Raw genomic sequence first — 19,650 nt, forward strand, 5'->3', positions numbered from 1 at the left:
GAAGGTTCCATGAGCACGACATCGACCACGTACGGCGCACGCGACCACGCCCGCGCCCAAGCGGGCACGGTGACCGAAGCGATGCCCGCCATCCCCGCGTCCACCTGGCCGGATCCGCCGTCCGGGATCGACCCGGCGAAGCTGGTGTGGGCCGAGACCGTCGCCGGCGGCGGCTATACCCACAAGGTCCTCGCCCGCGGCACCGAACTGCGGCTGACCGACGTCGAGGGCGACGCCTGCGCGCATCTGCTGCTGTTCAACGCCGACCAGCCGTGGGAGCGGCTGAACGTCGCGGACACGGTGAAAGTCCAGTGGAACGCCTATCTCGGCGAATCGATCGCACTGCTTTCCGACCAGGCCCGGGTTCTCGCCACCGTCGTCACCGACGAGAGCGGCAAGCACGACGCCCTCTGCGGAACGTCCACTGTGGACGCGAACGTCGAGCGCTACGGCGACGGCAGCCCGCAGGGCGGCTCGCCTTCCGGGAACGCGCTGTTCACCCTCGCCGCGGCGAAACACGGCCTCACCCCGCGTGACCTGCCCCCGAGCCTGTCCTTCTTCCAGGGTGTCCACGTGGAGGCCGACGGCGGGCTGACGTTCACCGGTTCGGCGGGCCCCGGCAAGTCCGTGGTCCTGCGCACCGAACTCCCGGTCGTCGTACTGATCGCCAACGTGGCGCATCCGCTCGACCCGCGTCCGGACTACACGGCGACCCCGCTGCGCGTCTTCGCCCAGCGGAGCACACCGTCCACCCCGGACAGTCCTGAGTGGACAGCGTCACCGGAGGCGCAGCGCGCGTTCGAGAACACCGCCGACTACCTCACCGCTAGGGGCCTGGCATGACCATCATCTCCGATACCGAAGTGGCCGCGCGGGCGCCGTACTCCACCGTGCTGCGCGAGGGTGAGACTCTGGCGATCATCGACCTCGGCGGCAACCAGGCCGTCGACTTCCTCTGCTACGACGCCGCCGACACGGCGAAGAGATACAGCGCGGCCGCCACGATCTCCGCGCAGCGCAACATCTTCCTCACCACCGGCAGCGTGCTGCGCACTGGCGAGGGCGCCCCGCTGCTGACCGTCGTCGCGGACACCTGCGGGCGGCACGACACGATCGGCGGCGCCTGCAGCAAGGAATCGAACAGCCTCCGCTACGGCCAGCACACGCGGTACCAGCACGCCTGCGTCGAGAACTTCCTGACCGAGGGCGCGAAATGGGGGCTCGGCAAACAGGACCTGGTCAGCAACGTCAACTGGTACATGAACGTGCCGGTCGAACAGGACGGCACGCTCGGCATCGTCGACGGCATCTCCGCGCCCGGCATGGAGGTCAAGCTGCGCGCCGAGACCGACGTCCTGGTGCTGGTGTCGAACTGCCCGCAGATCAACAACCCGTGCAACGGTTTCGACCCGACAGCCGTCCGCATGGTCGTCACCGGCGGTGACGTGTGAAACTGCTCGTCGCCAACCGGGGGGAAATCGCGGTCCGGATCATCCGGACCGCACAGGAGATGGGCATTCCGACGGTCGCCGTCTATTCCGACGCCGACCGCACGGCCGCGCACGTACGGCTTGCCGACGAAGCCGTCCGGCTCGGTCCCGCGCCGGCGAGGGAGAGCTACCTCCTCGCCGACGCGATCATCGAAGCGGCGCTGAAGACCGGGGCGGACACGATCCATCCCGGCTACGGGTTCCTGTCCGAGGACGCCGCTTTCGCCAGGGCGGCGGAAACGGCCGGGATCCGGTTCGCCGGTCCCGCCGCGGACCACCTCGACGTCTTCGGCAGCAAGCACACCGCACGGGAGAAGGCCGTCGAGGCCGGTGTCCCGCTGCTGCCGGGTACCGGGCTCCTGGACACCCTCGCGGACGCCGAAGTCGCGGCCGCCGGGATCGGCTACCCGGTGATGCTCAAGGCCACCGGCGGTGGCGGCGGGATCGGCATGCGCGCCTGCGCGTCCGCCGAAGAACTCCGCGACGCCTGGGACGCGGTGCAGAGCATCGCCGCCAAGAGCTTCTCGACCTCGGGCGTGTTCCTCGAACGGCTCGTGACCCACGCGCGGCACGTCGAGGTCCAGGTGTTCGGCGACGGCGCGGGTGAGGTGCTGGCGCTGGGCACGCGGGACTGCACGCTGCAGCGGCGCAACCAGAAGGTGCTCGAAGAATGCCCCGCCCCGGGACTTCCCGACGTGGTGCGCGAGAAACTGGTCTCGGCGGCGGTCGACCTCTGCGCCTCGGTGCGCTATCGGTCGGCCGGGACGGTCGAGTTCATCTACGACCCGGTTCGCGAAGAGGCCGCGTTCCTCGAAGTGAACACCCGGCTCCAGGTCGAGCATCCGGTCACCGAGGCGGTCTACCGCATCGACCTCGTGGCGTGGATGCTCCGGCTCGCCGATGGCGACACCGGGATGTTCGCCACCACGCCGGAGCCGCAAGGGCACGCCGTCGAGGCCCGGGTCTACGCCGAGGATCCGGCCGCCGGGCACCGGCCGAGCGCGGGGCTGCTGACCCGCGCCGACTTCCCCGAAGGTGTCAGGGTCGACACCTGGGTCGAAGCCGGTGCGAAGGTGACCACGCATTACGACCCCTTGCTCGCCAAGGTGATCACCGTCGGCGCCGACCGCGCCGAAGCACTGGCCACGCTGGGCGCCGCGCTCGGCAAAAGCCGGGTGGACGGGGTGCGCACGAACCTCGGGCAGCTGCGCGCTGTCACCGCGGATCGGCGGCTGCACGACGTCACGCACGACACCGCGACGCTCGACACGATCACCGATCCCGAACCGCGGATCGAGGTCCTGCGGGGCGGCACGATGACCACCGTCCAGGACTGGCCGGGGCGGCTGGGATTCTGGCACGTGGGTGTCCCGCCGAACGGGCCGATGGACGATCTGTCGCTGCGCCTGGGCAACCGCGCGCTGGGCAATCCCGAAGGCGCTCCCGGCCTGGAGTGCACTGTGGACGGTGTCTCGCTGCGGTTCACCGAAGACGCAATCGTTTGCGTCACGGGATCGCCGTCTCCGGTAACCGTCGACGGCCACGACGTTCCACAGTGGACGCCGGTCGAAGTCCCCGCCGGCGGTGTGCTCGACGTGGGCACCGGCACCGCCGGACTCCGCGCGTACGTCCTCGTCCGCGGCGGGATCGACGTGCCGGACTTCCTGGGCAGCGCGGCGACGTTCACGCTCGGCGGCTTCGGCGGGCACGGCGGTCGCGCGCTGGCGACCGGTGACGTCCTCTCCCCCGGGCCGGAACCCGAGGACGAGATCGTCGGACAGGTCGCCGAAGCCGAGCGGCCGGTGTTCACGACGCACTGGGAGATCGGCGCGTCCGAGGGACCGCACGCCGCGCCGGAGTTCTTCACCCCGGACGACGTCGAAACGTTCTACGCCACCGACTGGGAGGTGCACTTCAACTCCGCGCGGACCGGCGTCCGGCTCGTCGGGCCCCGGCCGCGATGGGCGCGGGAAGACGGTGGCGAGGCGGGCCTGCACCCGTCGAACATCCACGACACGCCGTACGCGATCGGCGCCGTGGACTACACCGGCGACCTGCCGATCCTGCTGGGCCCGGACGGGCCGAGCCTCGGCGGCTTCGTCTGCCCGGCGACCGTGGTGACCGGGCAGCGGTGGAAGCTCGGCCAGTTGCGGCCGGGTGACACCGTGCGGTTCGTGCCGATCACCACCGAGCACGCCGGGTCCCTGCGTGTCTCGCCGAGCGCGGCCGTCAAGGCGACGCGGAAGCCGATCGACGACGGCGGTATCCTCGGCCGTCTGTCCACATCGGACGAGAACCCCGAGGTCACCTACCGGCGCAGCGGCGACGACAACCTGCTGATCGAGTACGGGCCGATGAAACTCGACCTGGCCCTGCGGATGCGGGTCCACGCCCTGGCCGACAGGCTGGGCGCGGAAGGCCTCGACGGCGTCGTCGACCTGACGCCGGGCATCCGCTCGCTGCAGGTCCATGTCGACCCGGACGTGCTGCCGGTCCCGAAACTGCTCGGCCTCGTCCAGGAGGTGGAGCACGATCTGCCGCGCACCGGCGATCTCGTGGTGCCGAGCCGGACCGTGCGGATGCCGTTGTCGTGGGACGACCCGGCGACGCGCGAGGCGATCGAGCGGTACATGGCGGGCGTGCGCGACGACGCGCCGTGGTGCCCGTGGAACATCGAGTTCATCCGGCGCGTGAATGGTCTGTCCAGTGTGGACGACGTCTATCGCACGGTGTTCGACGCGGAGTACCTGGTGCTCGGCCTCGGCGACGTCTACCTCGGCGCGCCGGTGGCCACGCCCCTGGACCCGCGGCACCGGCTGGTCACCACGAAGTACAACCCGGCGCGCACGTGGACCGCGGAGAACTCGGTCGGCATCGGCGGTTCGTACCTGTGCGTCTACGGGATGGAAGGCCCCGGCGGCTACCAGTTCGTCGGGCGGACCGTGCAGGTGTGGAGCGGCTGGCGGCAACGCGGATCCTTCGAACCGGGTTCGCCGTGGCTGCTGCGGTTCTTCGACCGGATCTCGTGGTACCCGGTGACCGCCGAGGAACTGCTGGACCTGCGGGCACAGAGTTCCGCGGGGGAACTGGAACTCGACATCACCGACGGCGAGTTCGCGCTGGCCGACCACGAGCGGTTCCTGGCCGACAACGCCGCCGACATCGCCACGTTCCGGGCGAAGCAGAGCTCGGCGTTCGAAGCGGAACGCCAGGCCTGGGCGGCCGCGGGCGAATTCGACCCGCGCCCGGAACCGGCCGGGGCGAAGGTCCCGACCACGAAGGTCGAGGCCCCGCCCGGCGGGCACGTCGTCGAGGCGCCGTTCGCCGCGACCGTGTGGCGGGTGGACGTCGAACCCGGCAAGCAGGTCGATCCGGCGGAGACGCTGGTGATCCTCGAAGCGATGAAGACCGAGGCGCGGATCCCCGCGCCCGCGAGCGGGGAGGTCGTCGAAGTGCTCGTCTCCCCCGGTGACCAGGTCGCCCCCGGCACGCCGCTGGTGGTACTGGGAAGGAGCGCGGGATGAGCGTGCTGGAACGGGTGCGCGCCGCGTACCACCGGATCGCGCGGGTCGACCGGCCCGAGATCTGGATCGACCTGCGTCCCGAGGCGGAGGTGCTCGCCGACGCGGAGAAACTGGAGGCCCGCCGCGCGGCCGGGGAAGCCCTGCCGCTGTACGGGAAGCTCGCCGCGATCAAGGGCAACATCGACGTCGCCGGGCTGCCGACGACGGCGGCCTGCCCCGGGTACGGCTCCCTGCCGGATGAGGACGCGCCCGTGGTGGCGCGGCTGCGCGCGGCCGGGGCGCTGATCCTGGGCACGACCAATCTGGACCAGTTCGCGACCGGGCTGGTCGGCACGCGCAGTCCGCACGGCGCGGTCCGGAACGCGATCGATCCGGCGTACGTTTCGGGCGGGTCGAGTTCGGGGTCGGCGGTCGCGGTGGCGCTCGGGATCGCGGATCTCGCGCTGGGCACCGACACCGCGGGCTCCGGCCGGGTGCCTGCCGCGTTCAACGGGATCGTCGGGCTGAAGCCGACGCGGGGGCTGCTGCCGACGACCGGTGTCGTGCCCGCGTGCGCGAGCATCGACTGCGTGACCGTGTTCGCGCGGACGGTCGACGAGGCGACGGCGGCGTTCGCCTGCCTGAGCGAGCCCCGGGACCTTCCGGTGGTGCACCGTCCCTTCCGGATCGGTGTGCCTTCCGAGGTGGGCCCTCTTCAGGACGGGTGGGCCGAAGCGTTCTCCGCCGCGGCTGAGTCGTTCCGCGAGGCGGGTGCCGAGCTGGTCACTGTCGACATATCGGCGTTCTCGGCCGCGGCGCGTCTGCTGTACGAAGGCGCCTTCGTGGCCGAACGGTATTCGGCGGTCGGCGAGTTCATCGACGCGCATCCGGACGCCGTCGATCCGGCGGTGCGGCAGATCATCAGCGGCGCCAAGGGCATCCCGGCGCATCGGGTGTTCAGCGACCTCGCGACGCTCGACGGTCTTTCGCTGGAAGCGTCGAACGTTCTGTCCACTGTGGACTGCCTGCTGCTGCCCACGACGACGGAACACCCGACGATCGCCGAAGTCGAGGCCGACCCGCTGGGCGTGAACGCCCGGCTGGGGCGGTTCACGAACTCGACGAACCTGCTGGGCCTGTCGTCGCTGGCCGTGCCCGCCGGAACCGTCGGCGGGCTGCCGTTCGGGGTGATGCTGGTCGGGGCCGCGAACGCCGACCGGATCCTCGCCGACGTCGCCCGCCTGGTGCCGAAGCGGACACGGATCGCCGTCGTCGGCGCGCATCTGCGCGGGCAGCCGCTGAACCACGAACTGACGTCGCGGGGCGGCCGGTTCGTTTCCGCGGGGCCGACGGCGGCCGAGTACCGGTTCTACGCGCTGGACACCGTGCCGCCCAAACCCGGCCTCGTCCGGGTCGCCTCGGGTGGCGCGGCGATCGCGGCCGAGGTGTGGGACCTGCCTTTGGACGGGTTCGGCGCGTTCGTGGCGGGCATTCCCGCGCCGCTGGCGATCGGGAAGGTGCGGCTGGCCGACGGGAGCGAGGTGTCCGGGTTCGTCTGTGAACCCTTCGCGGTGGAGGGGGCGGAGGACATCACGGGGTACGGAGGGTGGCTCGGGTACTTGAGCCGTTGAGTTGTGTCTCGTGAGTGGTAAGGATGGTTAGAACCGTCCTTACCACTCACGAGGCCCCGCGCTCACCAGGCCTTTTCCGGTTTGGTTGGCCTCTCGCGGCATTCTGGGAAGAAGGTCACAAACCCTGGCGGCCCGCCGGGCGCGAGGTAGCTTCGGAGTGGTGCCCACCACAGTGACTCCCAACCGCCGGACCGCGATCAGCGTGCTCGTGGCGCTGGGACTCGTCGGGATCGCGATGGTGGCGATGGGAGCCACCGGCGTGGCCGTCAAGCAGGTGAACGGGCAGCCGCTCGCGATCCTCGAAGAGGTCCCTGGCCCCGACACCGGACCGACGTGCGCCGTCGACAAGCGTTATGTCGACGAGGAGACCTTCAGCATGCGCCCGGACGTGATCGAGGCCTGGAAAGCCCTACGCGCGAAGGCCAAAGCGCAGAACGTCGAGCTGTGCGTGAACGACGGCAAGCGCAGCCGCGGCCAGCAGCAGCAGGAGTTCGACAAGGCCGTCAAGCGGTTCGGCTCGGTGGAGCAGGCCAAGAAGTGGGCGTTACAGCCGGAGACATCCATGCACGTCAAGGGAATCGCCGTCGACATCCAGCCGCTGAACTCGGCCTCCTGGGTGGACAAGAACGGCGGCGCGCTCGGCTGGTGCCGCCGCTACGACAACGAGAAGTGGCACTTCGAGTACGACCCGGCCTACGTCACCGGTGGCTGTCCCGCCCTGCTCCCCAGCGCCACCGGGAACTAGAGCGCAACTCGCGTGATCGGACACGGATCTCGCGTGTTTGAAGACCGATCTCGCGTGATTGGAGGCGGAACTCGTCCAAGCACGTGAGATCCGGCTCCAATCACGCGAGATCCGGGTTCCATCACGCGAGTTCCGGCTCCAATCACGCGAGTTCGGCACGCGATACAGCGAGCCTGGCGTCGAACTCACTTTCTAGGCCAGCAACCGGTCGTGGAACTGCCGGGTGGGCGAAGGCGGCGGTGGCGGTGGCACGGGGACAGACGGCGGTGGCGAAGCCCCGCGAGTGCAGGCGGACAGCGGCACGAGAACCGCCATCCCCAGAAGCACACGACGGGTGACGGCCCTCCCCGGCGTAGTCATCGTGATCCCTCCCCCTGATCACTTCGAACATAGCAACTTCTCCACGCCCCCCGGATCGGCCAAGCGGCCGACCCGCGCTTTACCCGGGAGTGTGCCTTCCCCCACTCGACCGGGCCACCATCCTGGTTACCGACGGGTAACCGGGGCTAGGGTGCGGTCAGGACTACCTCTACTTCAGGAGCATTCGTGGCCGCAGGAGCAACACCGCTCGCGCCGAACGCGCGGTCGGTACGCAATGTCGCCTTCGTCGAAGGGGTGCGAACGCCCTTCGGCAAGGCAGGCGAAAAGGGTATGTACGCCGGCACCCGTGCCGACGACCTCGTCGTCAACGCCATCCGTGAACTGCTGCGGCGGCATCCCGAGCTGCCGCCGGAACGCGTCGACGAGGTGGCGATCGCCGCCACCACCCAGATCGGGGACCAGGGCCTGACCATCGGCCGCACCGCCGCACTGCTGGCGGGCCTGCCGAAGTCGGTGCCCGGGTTCGCGCTGGACCGCATGTGCGCGGGCGCGATGACCGCGGTCACCACGACCGCGAGCGGCATCGGTTTCGGCGCCTACGACATCGCCATCGCCGGCGGCGTCGAACACATGGGCCGCCACCCGATGGGCGAGGGCGTCGACCCGAACCCGCGCATCATCGCCGACAAGCTCGTCGACCCGACGGCGCTCGTGATGGGCCAGACCGCGGAGAACCTGCACGACCGGTTCCCGGCGATCACCAGGCAGCGCACCGATGCCTTCGCCGCGCGCAGCCAGGAGAAGTACGCCGAGGCGGTGAAGACCGGCAAGATCGGGCCCGAGCTGGTCCCGGTCGCCACGCGGTCCAAGGAACTGGGCTGGGGGCTCGCGACCGAAGACGAGCCGCCGCGCCCGGGCACCACGCTCGAAACGCTCGCCGGGCTGAAGACGCCGTTCCGCCCGCACGGCCGGATCACCGCGGGCAACGCGGCCGGTCTCAACGACGGCGCCACCGCCGCGCTGCTCGCCGACGAGGACACCGCCCGCGAACTCGGCCTGCCGATCGGCATGCGCCTGGTGGGCTACTCGTTCGCCGGGGTCGAGCCGGAGGTCATGGGCATCGGCCCGGTCCCCGCCACCGAGAAGCTGTTCAAGCGCACCGGCCTGTCGATCGACGACATCGGCCTGTTCGAGATCAACGAGGCGTTCGCCGTCCAGGTGCTCGCGTTCCTCGACCACTTCGGCATCGCCGACGACGACCCGCGCGTCAACCAGTGGGGTGGCGCGATCGCCTGCGGTCACCCGCTCGCGTCGTCCGGCGTCCGGCTGATGACGCAGCTTTCGCGTCAGTTCGCCGAGCGCCCCGACGTGCGCTACGGCCTGACCACCATGTGCATCGGCATCGGCATGGGCGGCACCGTCATCTGGGAGAACCCGGCTTTCGAGGGGGCCAAGTAACCATGACTTTCACCGCTGAGCAGGCGAAAGCCGCCTTCCCCGACGAAGTCGTCACGAACGCGGTCACGCGTCTGGTGAAGGTGCCCGGCCTCGACAAGCCCGTCGCCCTGATCACCCTCGACAACGGCCACGACCACACCCGGCCGAGCACTTTCGGCCCGCAGGGCCTGGTGAGCCTCAACGCCGCGATCGACACCGCCTTCGCCGCGGAGCCCGCCGCGATCGCGGTCACCGGCAAGCCGTTCATCTTCGCCGTCGGCGCCGACCTTTCCGGTGTCGAAGCCGTCGCGGATCCGGCGCTGGCGCGGGAAATCGCGCAGACCGGGCACGACGTCTTCCGGCGTCTCACCGAAACCGAGATCCCGACGTTCGGGTTCATCAACGGTGCGGTGATGGGCGGCGGGCTCGAACTCGCGCTCTCCTGCCACTACCGCACGCTTTCGGAGAACACCCCCGCGATCGCGTTCCCCGAGGTCTTCCTCGGCCTGTTCCCGGGCTGGGGCGGCACGCAGCTGCTGCCGAACCTGATCGGGCCGGACGCCGCGGTCACCGTGATCATCGAGAACGCGCTGGCGCAGAACAAGATGCTGAAGGTCGCGCAGGCGGCGGAGCTCGGCATCGTCGACGAGGTCTTCGGTTCGGCCGACTACCTCGAACAGTCCCTGCTGTGGCTGGCGAAGGTCGTCAACGGCGAGATCACCCCTCCTCGCCGCGAGATCGACCGCGGCGCGGGCTGGGACGCCGCGATCGGCCGCGCCAAGGCCATTGTGGACGGACGGACCAAGGGCGCGTCCCCCGGCGCGACCAAGGCCGTCGAGCTGCTGGAGCTGGCCCGCGAGAACGATCTTGACCGCGGCTACGCGGCCGAGACCGACGGGCTCGCCGAACTGCTCATGGACGACACGCTGCGCGCCGGGCTGTACTCGTTCAACCTGGTCAACAAGCGGGCCAAGCGCCCGGCAGGCGCGCCGGACAAGTCGTTGGCGCGCAAGGTGAACAAGATCGGCGTCGTCGGCGCGGGTCTGATGGCCAGCCAGATGGCGCTGCTGTTCGCGCGCCGGCTCAAGGTGCCCGTGGTGCTCACCGACGTCGACCAGGAACGGGTCGACAAGGGTGTGTCCTATGTGCACGGTGAGATCGACAAGCTGCTGGCCAAGAAGCGGGTTTCGCCGGACGGCGCGAACCGGCTGAAGGCGCTCGTCACCGGCTCGCTCGACAAGTCCGCTTTCGCCGACGCCGACTTCGTGATCGAGGCGGTGTTCGAGGAGCTGGGCGTCAAGCAGAAGGTCTTCGCCGATCTGGAGCAGTACGTCTCCCCCGAGGCGATCCTGGCGACGAACACCTCGTCGCTGTCGATCACCGCGATGGCGTCGCAGCTGAAGCACCCGGAGCGCGTGGTCGGGTTCCACTTCTTCAACCCGGTCGCGGTGATGCCGCTGCTGGAGATCGTCCGCGCGGAGAAGACCGACGACGCCACGCTGGCCACCGCGTTCGCGCTCGGCAAGCAGCTCAAGAAGTCGAGCGTGCTGGTCAAGGACGCTTCCGCGTTCGTGGTCAACCGCCTGCTGCTGCGGTTCCTCGGCGAGGTGCTGGTGACCGTCGACGAGGGCACGCCGTTCGAGGTCGCGGACAAGGCGCTGGAACCGCTGGGCCTGCCGATGACCCCGCTGACGCTGATGCAGCTGGTCGGCCCGGCGATCGCCCTGCACGTCGGGGAAACCCTGCACGGGGCGTTCCCCGACCGGTTCACCGTAAGCGAGAACCTCGGCCGCTTCGTCAAGGCGGGCAAGAAGGGCGTCTGGCAGTGGGACGACAAGGGCAACGCCACCGTCGATCCCGAGGTCGACGAGCTCTGGCAGCGCGGCGACTCGCCGTCGACGTCGGAGCAGGTGCGTGATCGCGCGCTGGCGGCGATCGCCGAGGAGATCCGGATCATGCTCGACGAGGGTGTGGTCGCCGAGGCTCAGGACATCGACCTGTGCCTGATCCTCGGCGCGGGCTGGCCGTTCTGGCTGGGCGGCATCACGCCGTACCTGGACCGGGCCGGAGTGTCCGAGAAGGTCAACGGAAAGCCGTTCCTGGCCCCGGGTGTGGCGAGCGTGCCGCTCTCCTGAGGTTCGACGAAAGGCCACCGTCGGCGATCTCGTGATCGCCGACGGTGGCCTTTTGCGTTTTTCGCCAGTTTTGTGGCGCCGTGCTGCGATTTCCGGAACACTCTGCCTACGCCTGGTTTTCCGGGCACTGGGGAACAACTGAAGAGAACTGGGAGGCAACCCGATGAAGAAGAACCGGGACTTCTAGCAGGGAGGTCAGGCTCCTCTGCCATCCTCGGAGGAGCCTGGCTTTCAGCGCTCGCCTTCGGGCGGGCAGGGTGGGAGCGTGGTCTTCATCCTGGCCGCGACCCCCGCGGGGTCGAGGACGTCGACCTTCTTCGCCTCGGGGAATCGCTGCCGCAGCTCGTTCGCCCACGCTTCAGGATCGGTTCCGGCGACGGGCACCAGATGCACCGTCGCGGGGAGCGCGTCCGGCGTCGTCAGCTTCACCAGTTCCGGCTGATCCGCGAAGATCTTCTTGAAGCGCTCGTAGGACTCCGCCTTGGTTTCGGTCAGTACCCGGCGGGCCTTCCTGTCGTCCCGGAGCGCCTGAGCGGCGCGGGTCATCCCCTCGTCGGTCTCGATGTAGACGACCAACTGGATCCCGCAGAGTTCCCGCTTCCCCAGCGGTACGGGCACCGCGTCGCGCGGCGACGGCGCCGAGCACCCAGAGCAATCGGTGAGACGCTCTGGGTCTGCTTCTGCCTTCTTCCACAGGGACGATCATCACACAGCGCCGTTCGTTGGCCGTCCGGACACTGTTCGTTCAACGAAGCTCTTTAGCGTGCCGCCGGTGAACAGCGAAAAACCGGGCGTCGACCGCCGCGGATTCCTCAAGCGGGCAGGCCTCGTCTCCGCGGTGGCCGCGGGCGCGCCGCTCGCCGCCGGCGCTCCGGCGGAAGCCCTCGATCTGAACCTCGACCTCGATCTCGGCATCGACCTCTCCTGGCTCTTCGGCCGGGCCCGCTACCAGTGGCTGGTGGGCGATCACCACATCCACACGCAGTACTCGTACGACGCGATGTACACAGTGGACGGAATCGCCGACGGCGCCCGGCGGCACGGCGCGGACTGGGCCGTGATCACCGACCACGGCCACGCCACGCACGAGAAGTCGTCGGTGGAGCGGACGAACGCCGCGATCAAGGCGGCGCAGCGCGAACACCGCGATCTCCTGCTGTGGCAAGGCATGGAGTGGAACGTGCCGGGCGCCGAGCACGCGACGCTGTTCTTCCAGGCGGGCGCGAACCAGTCCGCGAAGCTGCGCGAGTTCGAGCGCGCCTTCGACTGGCGGCTGACCGGGACCGAACCGGGCACCCCGGACAACGAGGCGCTGGCCGTCAGGGCGATCCGCTGGCTGGCCGCCGAAGAACGGGCACGCCGGATCCACGCGCCGGTGGTGGTGATCAACCATCCGCTGCGCAACGGCCGGATCGCCCCGCACGAGATCCGGGCGCTGCGCGACGCCGCGCCCGGGATCGTCATCGGCATGGAGGGCGCGCCGGGCGCACAGGCCGACGGCTTCCCGAAACCGCTCGGGAGCGGCGGTGGCGCGCGCGGCGGATACGGCAACTCCCCCGGTTCGAACTCGTGGCCGGGCTTCCCGGAGTCGGCCTACCGCACTTACGGCGGGTTCGACTGGAGTACCGCGACCGTCGGCGGACTGTGGGATTCCCTGCTGGCCGAAGGAAAGCCGTGGTGGATCACCAGCAACTCCGACTCGCACTACAACCGAGGTTCCACCTTCGTCCGGCCCGGCGTCCCCGACGGGTACTACGACGAGCACGGGAACTACCCGGACCCGATCGACACCGGTGTCCCGCAGACTCTGCCCCCGTACGCGGACTTCGCGCCCGCCGAGTTCAGCCGGACGGTCGTCGGTGTGACCCGCCGGAGCCACGAAGGTGTGTTGGAAGGCCTGCGTGCGGGACGTGTCTGGGCGGTGCACGGCGGGCTCGCGCAGGAGCTGGAATTCGGCGCGTACAGCGGCTGGAGCTCGGCGACGATGGGCGGCAGGCTCCGGGTCCGGCGCGGGGACGACGTCACCGTGGTCGTCTCGGCGAAGCTGGCTGCCCGGCCGAACGGCGGCGGCACCATCCCCCGGCTCGCGCGGCTCGACCTCGTTTCGGGACCGGTGACCGGCCCTGCCGCCGACCGTGACGCGCAGACCGCTCCGGGCACGCGGGTGGTGCGGTCCTTCGAACCGCGGTGGGCACCGGGGCGGCGGGTCGCCTTCCGGCACACCTTCCGCAACGTGCGCGAGCCGTTCTTCGTGCGGGCGCGCGGGACCGACGGCAGGGAGCACGTACCTGGCGGGATCGAGCCGAGCGCCGACGTGATCGGGCAGTCGAACCCGTTCGAAGACCTGTGGCTGTACGGGAACCCGATCTTCGTGGACGTGCGCTAGCCGTCGGGCCTCGTGTGTTCCGGCGAACACGCGTGATCAGACGGCGAACTCGCGTGATCAGAGACGGAACACGCGTGATCAGAGACGGAACTCGCGTGATCGGACGCGGAACACCCGAGTTCGGCGTCTGATCACGCGAGTCGCGCCTTCGGTCCCGGTGCCAACCCAGCGAAGGGCCCAGGTGACCGAGGGGACCCGAATCGCCACTCACGGCTCACGAGCCGAGGGTGTCCGGATCCGGGCCCAGCCGCTTCCCCTGCTCCAGCGTCGCGATGGCGGCGCCGTCGTGCGCGTCGAGCGCGAAGTCGAAGACATCCATGTTCGCCTTGATCCGTTCCGGCGTGACGGACTTCGGGATCACCAGATGGTCCATCTCGATGTGCCACCGCAGCACGACCTGCGCCGGCGTCTTGCCATGCTTCTTCGCGATCGTGGTGATCTTCTCGTCGGCGAGCAGTTCCCCGCCGCGCGCCAGCGGACCCCACGCCTCAGTGGCGATCTCGTGCTTGTCGTGGAACTCCCGCAGCAGTGGCTGCTGCAGCCACGGGTGACACTCGATCTGGTTCACCGCGGGGACGGTCCCGGTCTCCTCGATCAGCCGTTCCAGATGCGGGATCTGGAAGTTCGAGACGCCGATGGCCTTCGCCCGGCCGTCGGAGGCGATCTTTTCCAGCGCCCGCCACGTTTCCACGTACTTGTCCTGCGACGGCAACGGCCAGTGGATCAGGTACAGGTCGACGTACTCGAGGCCGAGTTCGCCCATGCTGGTGTCGAAGGCGCGCAACGCCGGGTCGTAGCCGTGCTCGGTGTTCCACAGTTTCGTGGTGACGAACAGGTCCTCGCGCGGCAGCCCGCTGGTGCGGACGGCCTCGCCGACACCGCGTTCGTTGGCGTACAGGGTCGCCGTGTCGATGGCGCGGTAGCCCGCTTCGATGGCGGTGCGGACCGCGCCGGTGACTTCGTCGTCGCCGATCTTGTACACCCCGAACCCGAGCTGGGGCAGGGACGTTCCGTTGTTCAGCCGAATACTGGGAACCATCCTTGAACCGTAACCCCGGCGATGGGTCAGGGCAGAGCGGGGAGGTGGACGGTCACCGAAAGACCGCCGCCCACAACGGGTTCCGCCGACACGGTGCCGCCGTGGGCCTGGACGGCGGCCCGCACGATCGAGAGGCCCAGCCCGGCGCCGGTGCGGGCGGTCCTGGCGACCCCGGCACGGCGGAACGGTTCGAACAGTTCGGGGACGGCCGCCGGGTCGAGCAGCCCGCCGGACGAGCGCACCCGCAGCACCGACCACTGTGGACCGGCCTGGGTGACGACGTCCAGCCAGCCGCCGTCGACGTTGTGCCGCACGGCGTTCTCCAGCAGGTTGCCCGCGATCCGTTCCAGCAGCGCGGGATCACCGAACGTCGGCGCCCCCGGGGTCGCGAATTCGACGCGGAGGCCGCGTTTCTCCGCGTCCGGCCGGGCCGCGCGCCACGCGCTCGCGACGATCACCGCGAGATCGACGGGCTCCCTGGCGACCAGTCCCGCGCCGTCCGTGCGCGCGAGCAGCAGCAGCGAACCGACCAGCCGCTCGGCCCGTTCGGTCGCGTCGCGGACCACGGCCGCCATGCGCCGCAGTTCGGCTTCGTCGGCTTGCTCGTCGGCCAGGGTGACGTCGAGTTCGGTGCGGATGACCGCGAGCGGCGTCCGCAGTTCGTGGCTGGCGTTCGCGACGAAGTGCCGTTGCGCGTCGAACGCGGCCTGCAGCCTGTCGAGCATGTCGTCGAAGGTCTCGGCCAGTTCGGCGAGTTCGTCCTTGGTGCGGACCTCGCCGATCCGCTCGCCCATCGATTCGATCGACAGGCGCCGTGCCGTCCCGGTGATCTCGCGCAGCGGCTGCAGGACCCGCGCGGTGAACGTCCACGCGAGGATCCCCGCCGCCAGCACGACGAAACAGAACGCGACCGCGCCGAACAGCAGCACCCTGTTCCGGGCGTAGATCCGCAGGTGCTCGGTGACGGCGGAGGCGTCGACATCGACGCCGTCGACCCGCACCGTGGTGCCCGGCGGCAGCTGCGGAACGGCGGAAACGGCGTCCCCGACCAGGTTCCAGGTCAGCCAGAGCAACAGGACACTGACCAGTGCCACCAGCCCGGTCGCGAGCAACGTGACCCGCCCGCGCAGGCTGCGGGCACCGGACAGGTTCACCCCCGCGCGTTCCCCTGCTCCGGCACCCGGTAGCCGGAGCCGACGACGGTTTCGATGATCCCCGGCTCGCCGAGCTTCTTCCGCAGCGTCATCACGGTGACCCGGACGGTGGTGGTGAACGGGTCGGCGTTCTCGTCCCACACGCGTTCGAGCAGTTCCTCGCTGCTGACCACCGAACCGGCGGCCGACAGCAGCACCTCCAGCACACCGAACTCCTTGCGGGTCAGCTCGACCGGGCCACTGGCGCGGCGGACGGTCCGCCTCGCCGGGTCCAGTTCGACGTCGCCCGACGTCAGCAGCGGCGGCGCGGCCGGGGTCGCGCGGCGGCCCAGCGCCCGCACCCGCGCGACGAGTTCGGGGAAGGCGAACGGCTTGGCGAGATAGTCGTCGGCGCCGAGGGAAAGCCCGTCCACGCGGTCCGAAACGGAACTGCTCGCGGTGAGCATCAGCACGCGGGTCAGCTCGCCGGACGCGACGATCTCGCGGCACAGGTCGTCACCGGACATCCCGGGGAGGTCGCGGTCGAGCAGCACGACGTCGTACCGGGTGACGGTGGCCTTCTCGTGCCCGTCGTCACCGGTGAGCGCGATGTCCACCGCCATGCCCTCGCGCCGCAGGCCGCGTGCGATCGCGTCGGCGAGGGGTTCTTCGTCTTCGACTACCAGAATTCGCACGACCCTACGTTGCCACACATTCCTGAGAGTGACCTTATCGGTCTCGTGAGTGGTAAGGACGGTTCTAACCGTCGTCACCACTCACGAGACCCAGCGCAGGGCGAACCACAGCCGCATCCGGATCTCCGGGTCCGCCAGATCCACCTCCAGCGCCCGTTCGATCTGCCCGATCCGGTGCCGGACGCTGTTGCGGTGCACGCCCAGTTCGGCGGCCGTCCGGTCCCAGCCGCCGTGGTGCGCGAGCCAGGTCCGCAGCGTCTCGACCAGTTCGCGGTCGCCCTTCCGGTCGAGTTCGCGCAGCGGTGCCAGCGCCTGGGCGGCGAACCCGGCCGCCGCGTCCGGGGTGATCAACGCGTCCAGCCCCGAAGAGCCTTCCGCCACCACCGGCCGTTCCAGCGCGGCGGCCCGCGCCAGCAGCAACTCGGCTTCGCCCGCCGCGTCGGGAAGCCGATCGGGTGACACGGGCGAGCCCACGACCGCGAGCCAGCCGTCGGCGCGGAGCCGGTCGAGGTCGCCGATCTCGGGCGCCTCGCGGACGATCGCGGTGAACCGCGGTCCGGGCAGCAGCCGCACCAAAGGGGTGTCGAGCCGGGCGCGTAGCCAGTCGTAGCGCGCGGCGGCCTCGGTCGGGCCGCGGCGGTAGGCGATCCCGGCGACCAGACGGCGTTCGTCCCCGCCGACCGCGTCGGTCTCCCCCAACAGCAACGCCGTGGCGGTGGCGCCCAGCCCGGCCGCGTCCGAACCCGCGCGGCCCGCCAGCCCGAGCAGCGCCGCCCCGACCGACAGGATCGCGCGGTCCGCGCCGTCGAACCGCGCCACGCGGCCGACCACGACCAGATGCGACGCCGTCGCCTGCGGGTACACCGGCTGCGCGAAGACGTGCGTGCCATCGGCCAGTTCCGTCGTCGCGCTGCGGATCCCCCTGCCCGCGCGCAGCGTGGCGACCAGTTCCCGGACCTCGGCGGGCAGCGGCGACGGCGCGCCGTGCTCGGCGGCGAGGACGTCGCCGACGCCGACCAGCGCCACCCACGCCCGCAGCCGTCCGGCCAGCGCGCCCGCCAGTTCGCCGAGCCCGTCACCGGCCGCCCTGGTCAGCGCCTCGCGCGCGACCGCGATCCGCCGTTGTTCCCGCTGCCCGGCCTCGGCGAGCGCGACCGACACCGCCCGGCTGATCGCCAGGAACGGCGTTCGCGGCTGGACGATCAGCAGCGGCAGGCCGTGCCGGATACACGCCGCCCGCAGCGACGGCGGCAGCGTCTCGTAGGCGCCGGGGGTGAGCCCGAACCCCAGCGCGGAGATCCCGCTGTCGGCGAGCCGCCGGACGTAGCGGTCGATCTCGGGCGGCTCCTCCGGCAGGTTCACCCCGGCGGTGAGCAGCAGTTCCGCCCCGAGCAGGTACGGCGCGGGGTCCCGCAGCTCGCTGACGTGCGCCCAGCGCACCGGGGCGTCGAGCGCGCCCGGCCGCAGCGTCTCCACGACCGGGTCGAGTGCCAGTTCCGGGTTGCCGACCACGGCCCGTAACGGGACATTCACTTCCGAGTCGAGCGGATCATGGGTTTGGGTCATTCCATCCTCATTCACGCGCGAGTTTGGCTGGATCATCCCATGTCGTTCAAGGTGCGAACGAACCTACGGTGACCCGAACGAAGCGAACAGCCCCAAGGCAAGGAGGACACCGTGGCCGGTGACTACGCGGTGATCGCGCTCTACATAGCGGGCATGATCGGGGTCGGCTGGTTCGGGCTTCGGCTCGCCAAGACCAAAGCCGACTACCTGGTCGCGGGCCGTCGCCTCGGCTGGTTCATGTACTCGGGCACGATGTCCGCGGTCGTCCTCGGCGGCGCTTCGACCGTCGGCGGTGTGAAGCTCGGCTACACCTACGGCATCTCCGGTGCCTGGCTCGTGATCGCGATCGGCGTCGGCATCCTGGTCCTGCACACGCTGTTCGCGCGGCGGCTGGTGAAGCTGCGCGTCTACACCGTCGGCGAGATGCTCGACCTGCGCTACGGCGGCTCCACCAGCGCCATCTCCGGCGTCGTCATGTGGGGCTACACGCTGATGCTGACGGTCACCTCGACGCTGGCGTTCGCCACCATCTTCAAGGTCCTCTTCAACGTCCCGAGCTGGGCGGGCATCGCCATCGGCGGGTCGATCGTGGTGCTCTACTCGGTGCTCGGCGGCATGTGGTCGATCACGCTGACCGACATCGTCCAGTTCGTCATCAAGACCATCGGCATCCTGTTCATCCTGCTGCCGGTCTCGATCGCCTCGGCGGGTGGTTTCGACGGGATGGCCGCGCGGCTCGACGAGAGCTACTTCGAGCTGACCGCCATCGGCGGCGACACGATCTTCACCTACTTCCTCATCTACAGCTTCGGGCTGCTGATCGGCCAGGACATCTGGCAGCGCGTGTTCACCGCCCGCACCCCGGGCATCGCCACCGGCGGCGGTGTCATCTCCGGCGTCTACTGCCTGGTCTACGGCCTCGCCGGCGCGCTGATCGGCACCGCGGCCAAGGCGCTGTACCCGAACCTCGCCAGCGCGCAGGACGCGTTCGCGACCATCGTCGAGGACCAGCTGCCCGCCGGGATCCGCGGCCTGGTGCTCGCGGCGGCGCTGTCGGCGATGATGTCGACCGCGAGCGGCGCGCTCATCGCCTGCTCCACGGTCAGCACCTCGGACCTGCTTTCCAAGCTGGGCCTGAAGAAGGCGGCCGACGAGGTCACCAGGAACCGGGTCACCACGCTGGTCCTCGGGATCGTCGCCATCGGCATCGCGATGGTCGTGGACGACGTCGTCAACGCGCTGACCATCGCCTACGACATCCTCGTCGGCGGTCTGCTGGTCGCGATCATCGGCGGGCTGGCGTGGAAGCGCGGCACCCGTCAAGGAGCGCTCGCGTCGATGGTCGTCGGTACCGTCGTGGTCATCACCTTCATGTTCGTCGACGGCGTCGAGGCCAACAGCCCGATCTACTGGGGCCTCGGCTCCAGCCTCGCGGTGTACCTGCTCGTCAGCTTCCTCACCCCGCGCACCTCGGACGAAATCCTCACCGTGTGGACCCGCCGCCTGAACGGCAGCGCGGTCGCCGAAGAAGAAGAGGCGAAACTCGCCGCTTCGAAGCCCTGAAACCCT

At 70.0% G+C, this 19,650-nt stretch carries 14 protein-coding genes; 9 read left to right on the forward strand and 5 right to left on the reverse strand.

Annotated elements, in window-relative coordinates; translation table 11 throughout:
* Positions 1-9: 9 nt before the first annotated feature.
* The 7 genes from ACZ6YV_RS36970 (at position 10) to ACZ6YV_RS37000 (ending at position 11,262) form a co-directional block, all read left to right on the forward strand.
* Positions 10-843 carry an urea amidolyase associated protein UAAP1 gene (locus ACZ6YV_RS36970; RefSeq protein WP_465514037.1) on the forward strand — a complete coding sequence of 278 codons (834 nt, stop codon included), beginning with the start codon at positions 10-12 and terminating at the stop codon, positions 841-843.
* A complete protein-coding gene (locus tag ACZ6YV_RS36975) occupies positions 840-1,451 on the forward strand; it encodes an urea amidolyase associated protein UAAP2 (RefSeq protein WP_465514038.1) in 612 nt (203 codons plus the stop codon). The genes ACZ6YV_RS36970 and ACZ6YV_RS36975 overlap by 4 nt, the downstream gene beginning before the upstream one ends.
* The gene (gene uca, locus ACZ6YV_RS36980) at positions 1,448-5,014 is read left to right on the forward strand and encodes an urea carboxylase (RefSeq protein WP_465514039.1); all 3,567 of its coding nucleotides are present in this window, start codon (positions 1,448-1,450) and stop codon (positions 5,012-5,014) included. The genes ACZ6YV_RS36975 and uca overlap by 4 nt, the downstream gene beginning before the upstream one ends.
* Positions 5,011-6,624, forward strand: coding sequence for an allophanate hydrolase (locus tag ACZ6YV_RS36985; RefSeq protein ID WP_465514040.1), 1,614 nt, complete (start codon positions 5,011-5,013; stop codon positions 6,622-6,624). The genes uca and ACZ6YV_RS36985 overlap by 4 nt, the downstream gene beginning before the upstream one ends.
* 157 nt (positions 6,625-6,781) lie before the next feature.
* Positions 6,782-7,369 (forward strand): D-alanyl-D-alanine carboxypeptidase family protein, encoded by a 588-nt coding sequence (locus ACZ6YV_RS36990; RefSeq protein WP_465514041.1) that lies wholly within the window; start codon positions 6,782-6,784, stop codon positions 7,367-7,369.
* Between the two features lie 546 nt (positions 7,370-7,915).
* The gene (locus ACZ6YV_RS36995; RefSeq protein WP_465514042.1) at positions 7,916-9,148 is read left to right on the forward strand and encodes a thiolase family protein; all 1,233 of its coding nucleotides are present in this window, start codon (positions 7,916-7,918) and stop codon (positions 9,146-9,148) included.
* A 2-nt stretch (positions 9,149-9,150) separates the two neighbouring features.
* Entirely contained in the window at positions 9,151-11,262 is a 2,112-nt protein-coding gene (locus ACZ6YV_RS37000; RefSeq protein WP_465514043.1) for a 3-hydroxyacyl-CoA dehydrogenase NAD-binding domain-containing protein, read from the forward strand.
* 231 nt (positions 11,263-11,493) lie between these two features.
* Here the strand turns inward: ACZ6YV_RS37000 and ACZ6YV_RS37005 are convergent, their stop codons facing one another.
* Positions 11,494-11,880 carry a permease-like cell division protein FtsX gene (locus ACZ6YV_RS37005; protein WP_465514044.1) on the reverse strand — a complete coding sequence of 129 codons (387 nt, stop codon included), beginning with the start codon at positions 11,878-11,880 and terminating at the stop codon, positions 11,494-11,496.
* Between the two features lie 154 nt (positions 11,881-12,034).
* Here ACZ6YV_RS37005 and ACZ6YV_RS37010 point away from each other — a divergent pair, with 154 nt between their 5' ends.
* Entirely contained in the window at positions 12,035-13,648 is a 1,614-nt protein-coding gene (locus ACZ6YV_RS37010) for a CehA/McbA family metallohydrolase domain-containing protein (RefSeq protein WP_465514045.1), read from the forward strand.
* A 214-nt stretch (positions 13,649-13,862) separates the two neighbouring features.
* Here ACZ6YV_RS37010 and ACZ6YV_RS37015 read toward each other — a convergent pair whose 3' ends face one another.
* The 4 genes from ACZ6YV_RS37015 to ACZ6YV_RS37030 form a co-directional block, all read right to left on the reverse strand.
* Positions 13,863-14,687 (reverse strand): aldo/keto reductase, encoded by an 825-nt coding sequence (locus ACZ6YV_RS37015; protein ID WP_465514046.1) that lies wholly within the window; start codon positions 14,685-14,687, stop codon positions 13,863-13,865.
* A 26-nt stretch (positions 14,688-14,713) separates the two neighbouring features.
* On the reverse strand, positions 14,714-15,841 hold the full coding sequence (locus ACZ6YV_RS37020) for a sensor histidine kinase (RefSeq protein ID WP_465514047.1): 1,128 nt from the start codon (positions 15,839-15,841) through the stop codon (positions 14,714-14,716).
* Entirely contained in the window at positions 15,838-16,515 is a 678-nt protein-coding gene (locus ACZ6YV_RS37025) for a response regulator transcription factor (protein WP_167406137.1), read from the reverse strand. Before ACZ6YV_RS37025 ends, ACZ6YV_RS37020 begins: the two co-directional genes overlap by 4 nt.
* A gap of 81 nt (positions 16,516-16,596) precedes the next feature.
* Positions 16,597-18,081 carry a PucR family transcriptional regulator gene (locus ACZ6YV_RS37030; RefSeq protein ID WP_465514048.1) on the reverse strand — a complete coding sequence of 495 codons (1,485 nt, stop codon included), beginning with the start codon at positions 18,079-18,081 and terminating at the stop codon, positions 16,597-16,599.
* Between the two features lie 111 nt (positions 18,082-18,192).
* Between ACZ6YV_RS37030 and ACZ6YV_RS37035 the strand changes: the two genes are divergently transcribed.
* A complete protein-coding gene (locus ACZ6YV_RS37035) occupies positions 18,193-19,644 on the forward strand; it encodes a sodium:solute symporter family protein (protein WP_465514049.1) in 1,452 nt (483 codons plus the stop codon).
* The last annotated feature ends 6 nt before the right edge of the window (positions 19,645-19,650 follow it).

It is taken from the genome of Amycolatopsis sp. NPDC102522 (genome assembly GCF_055584485.1).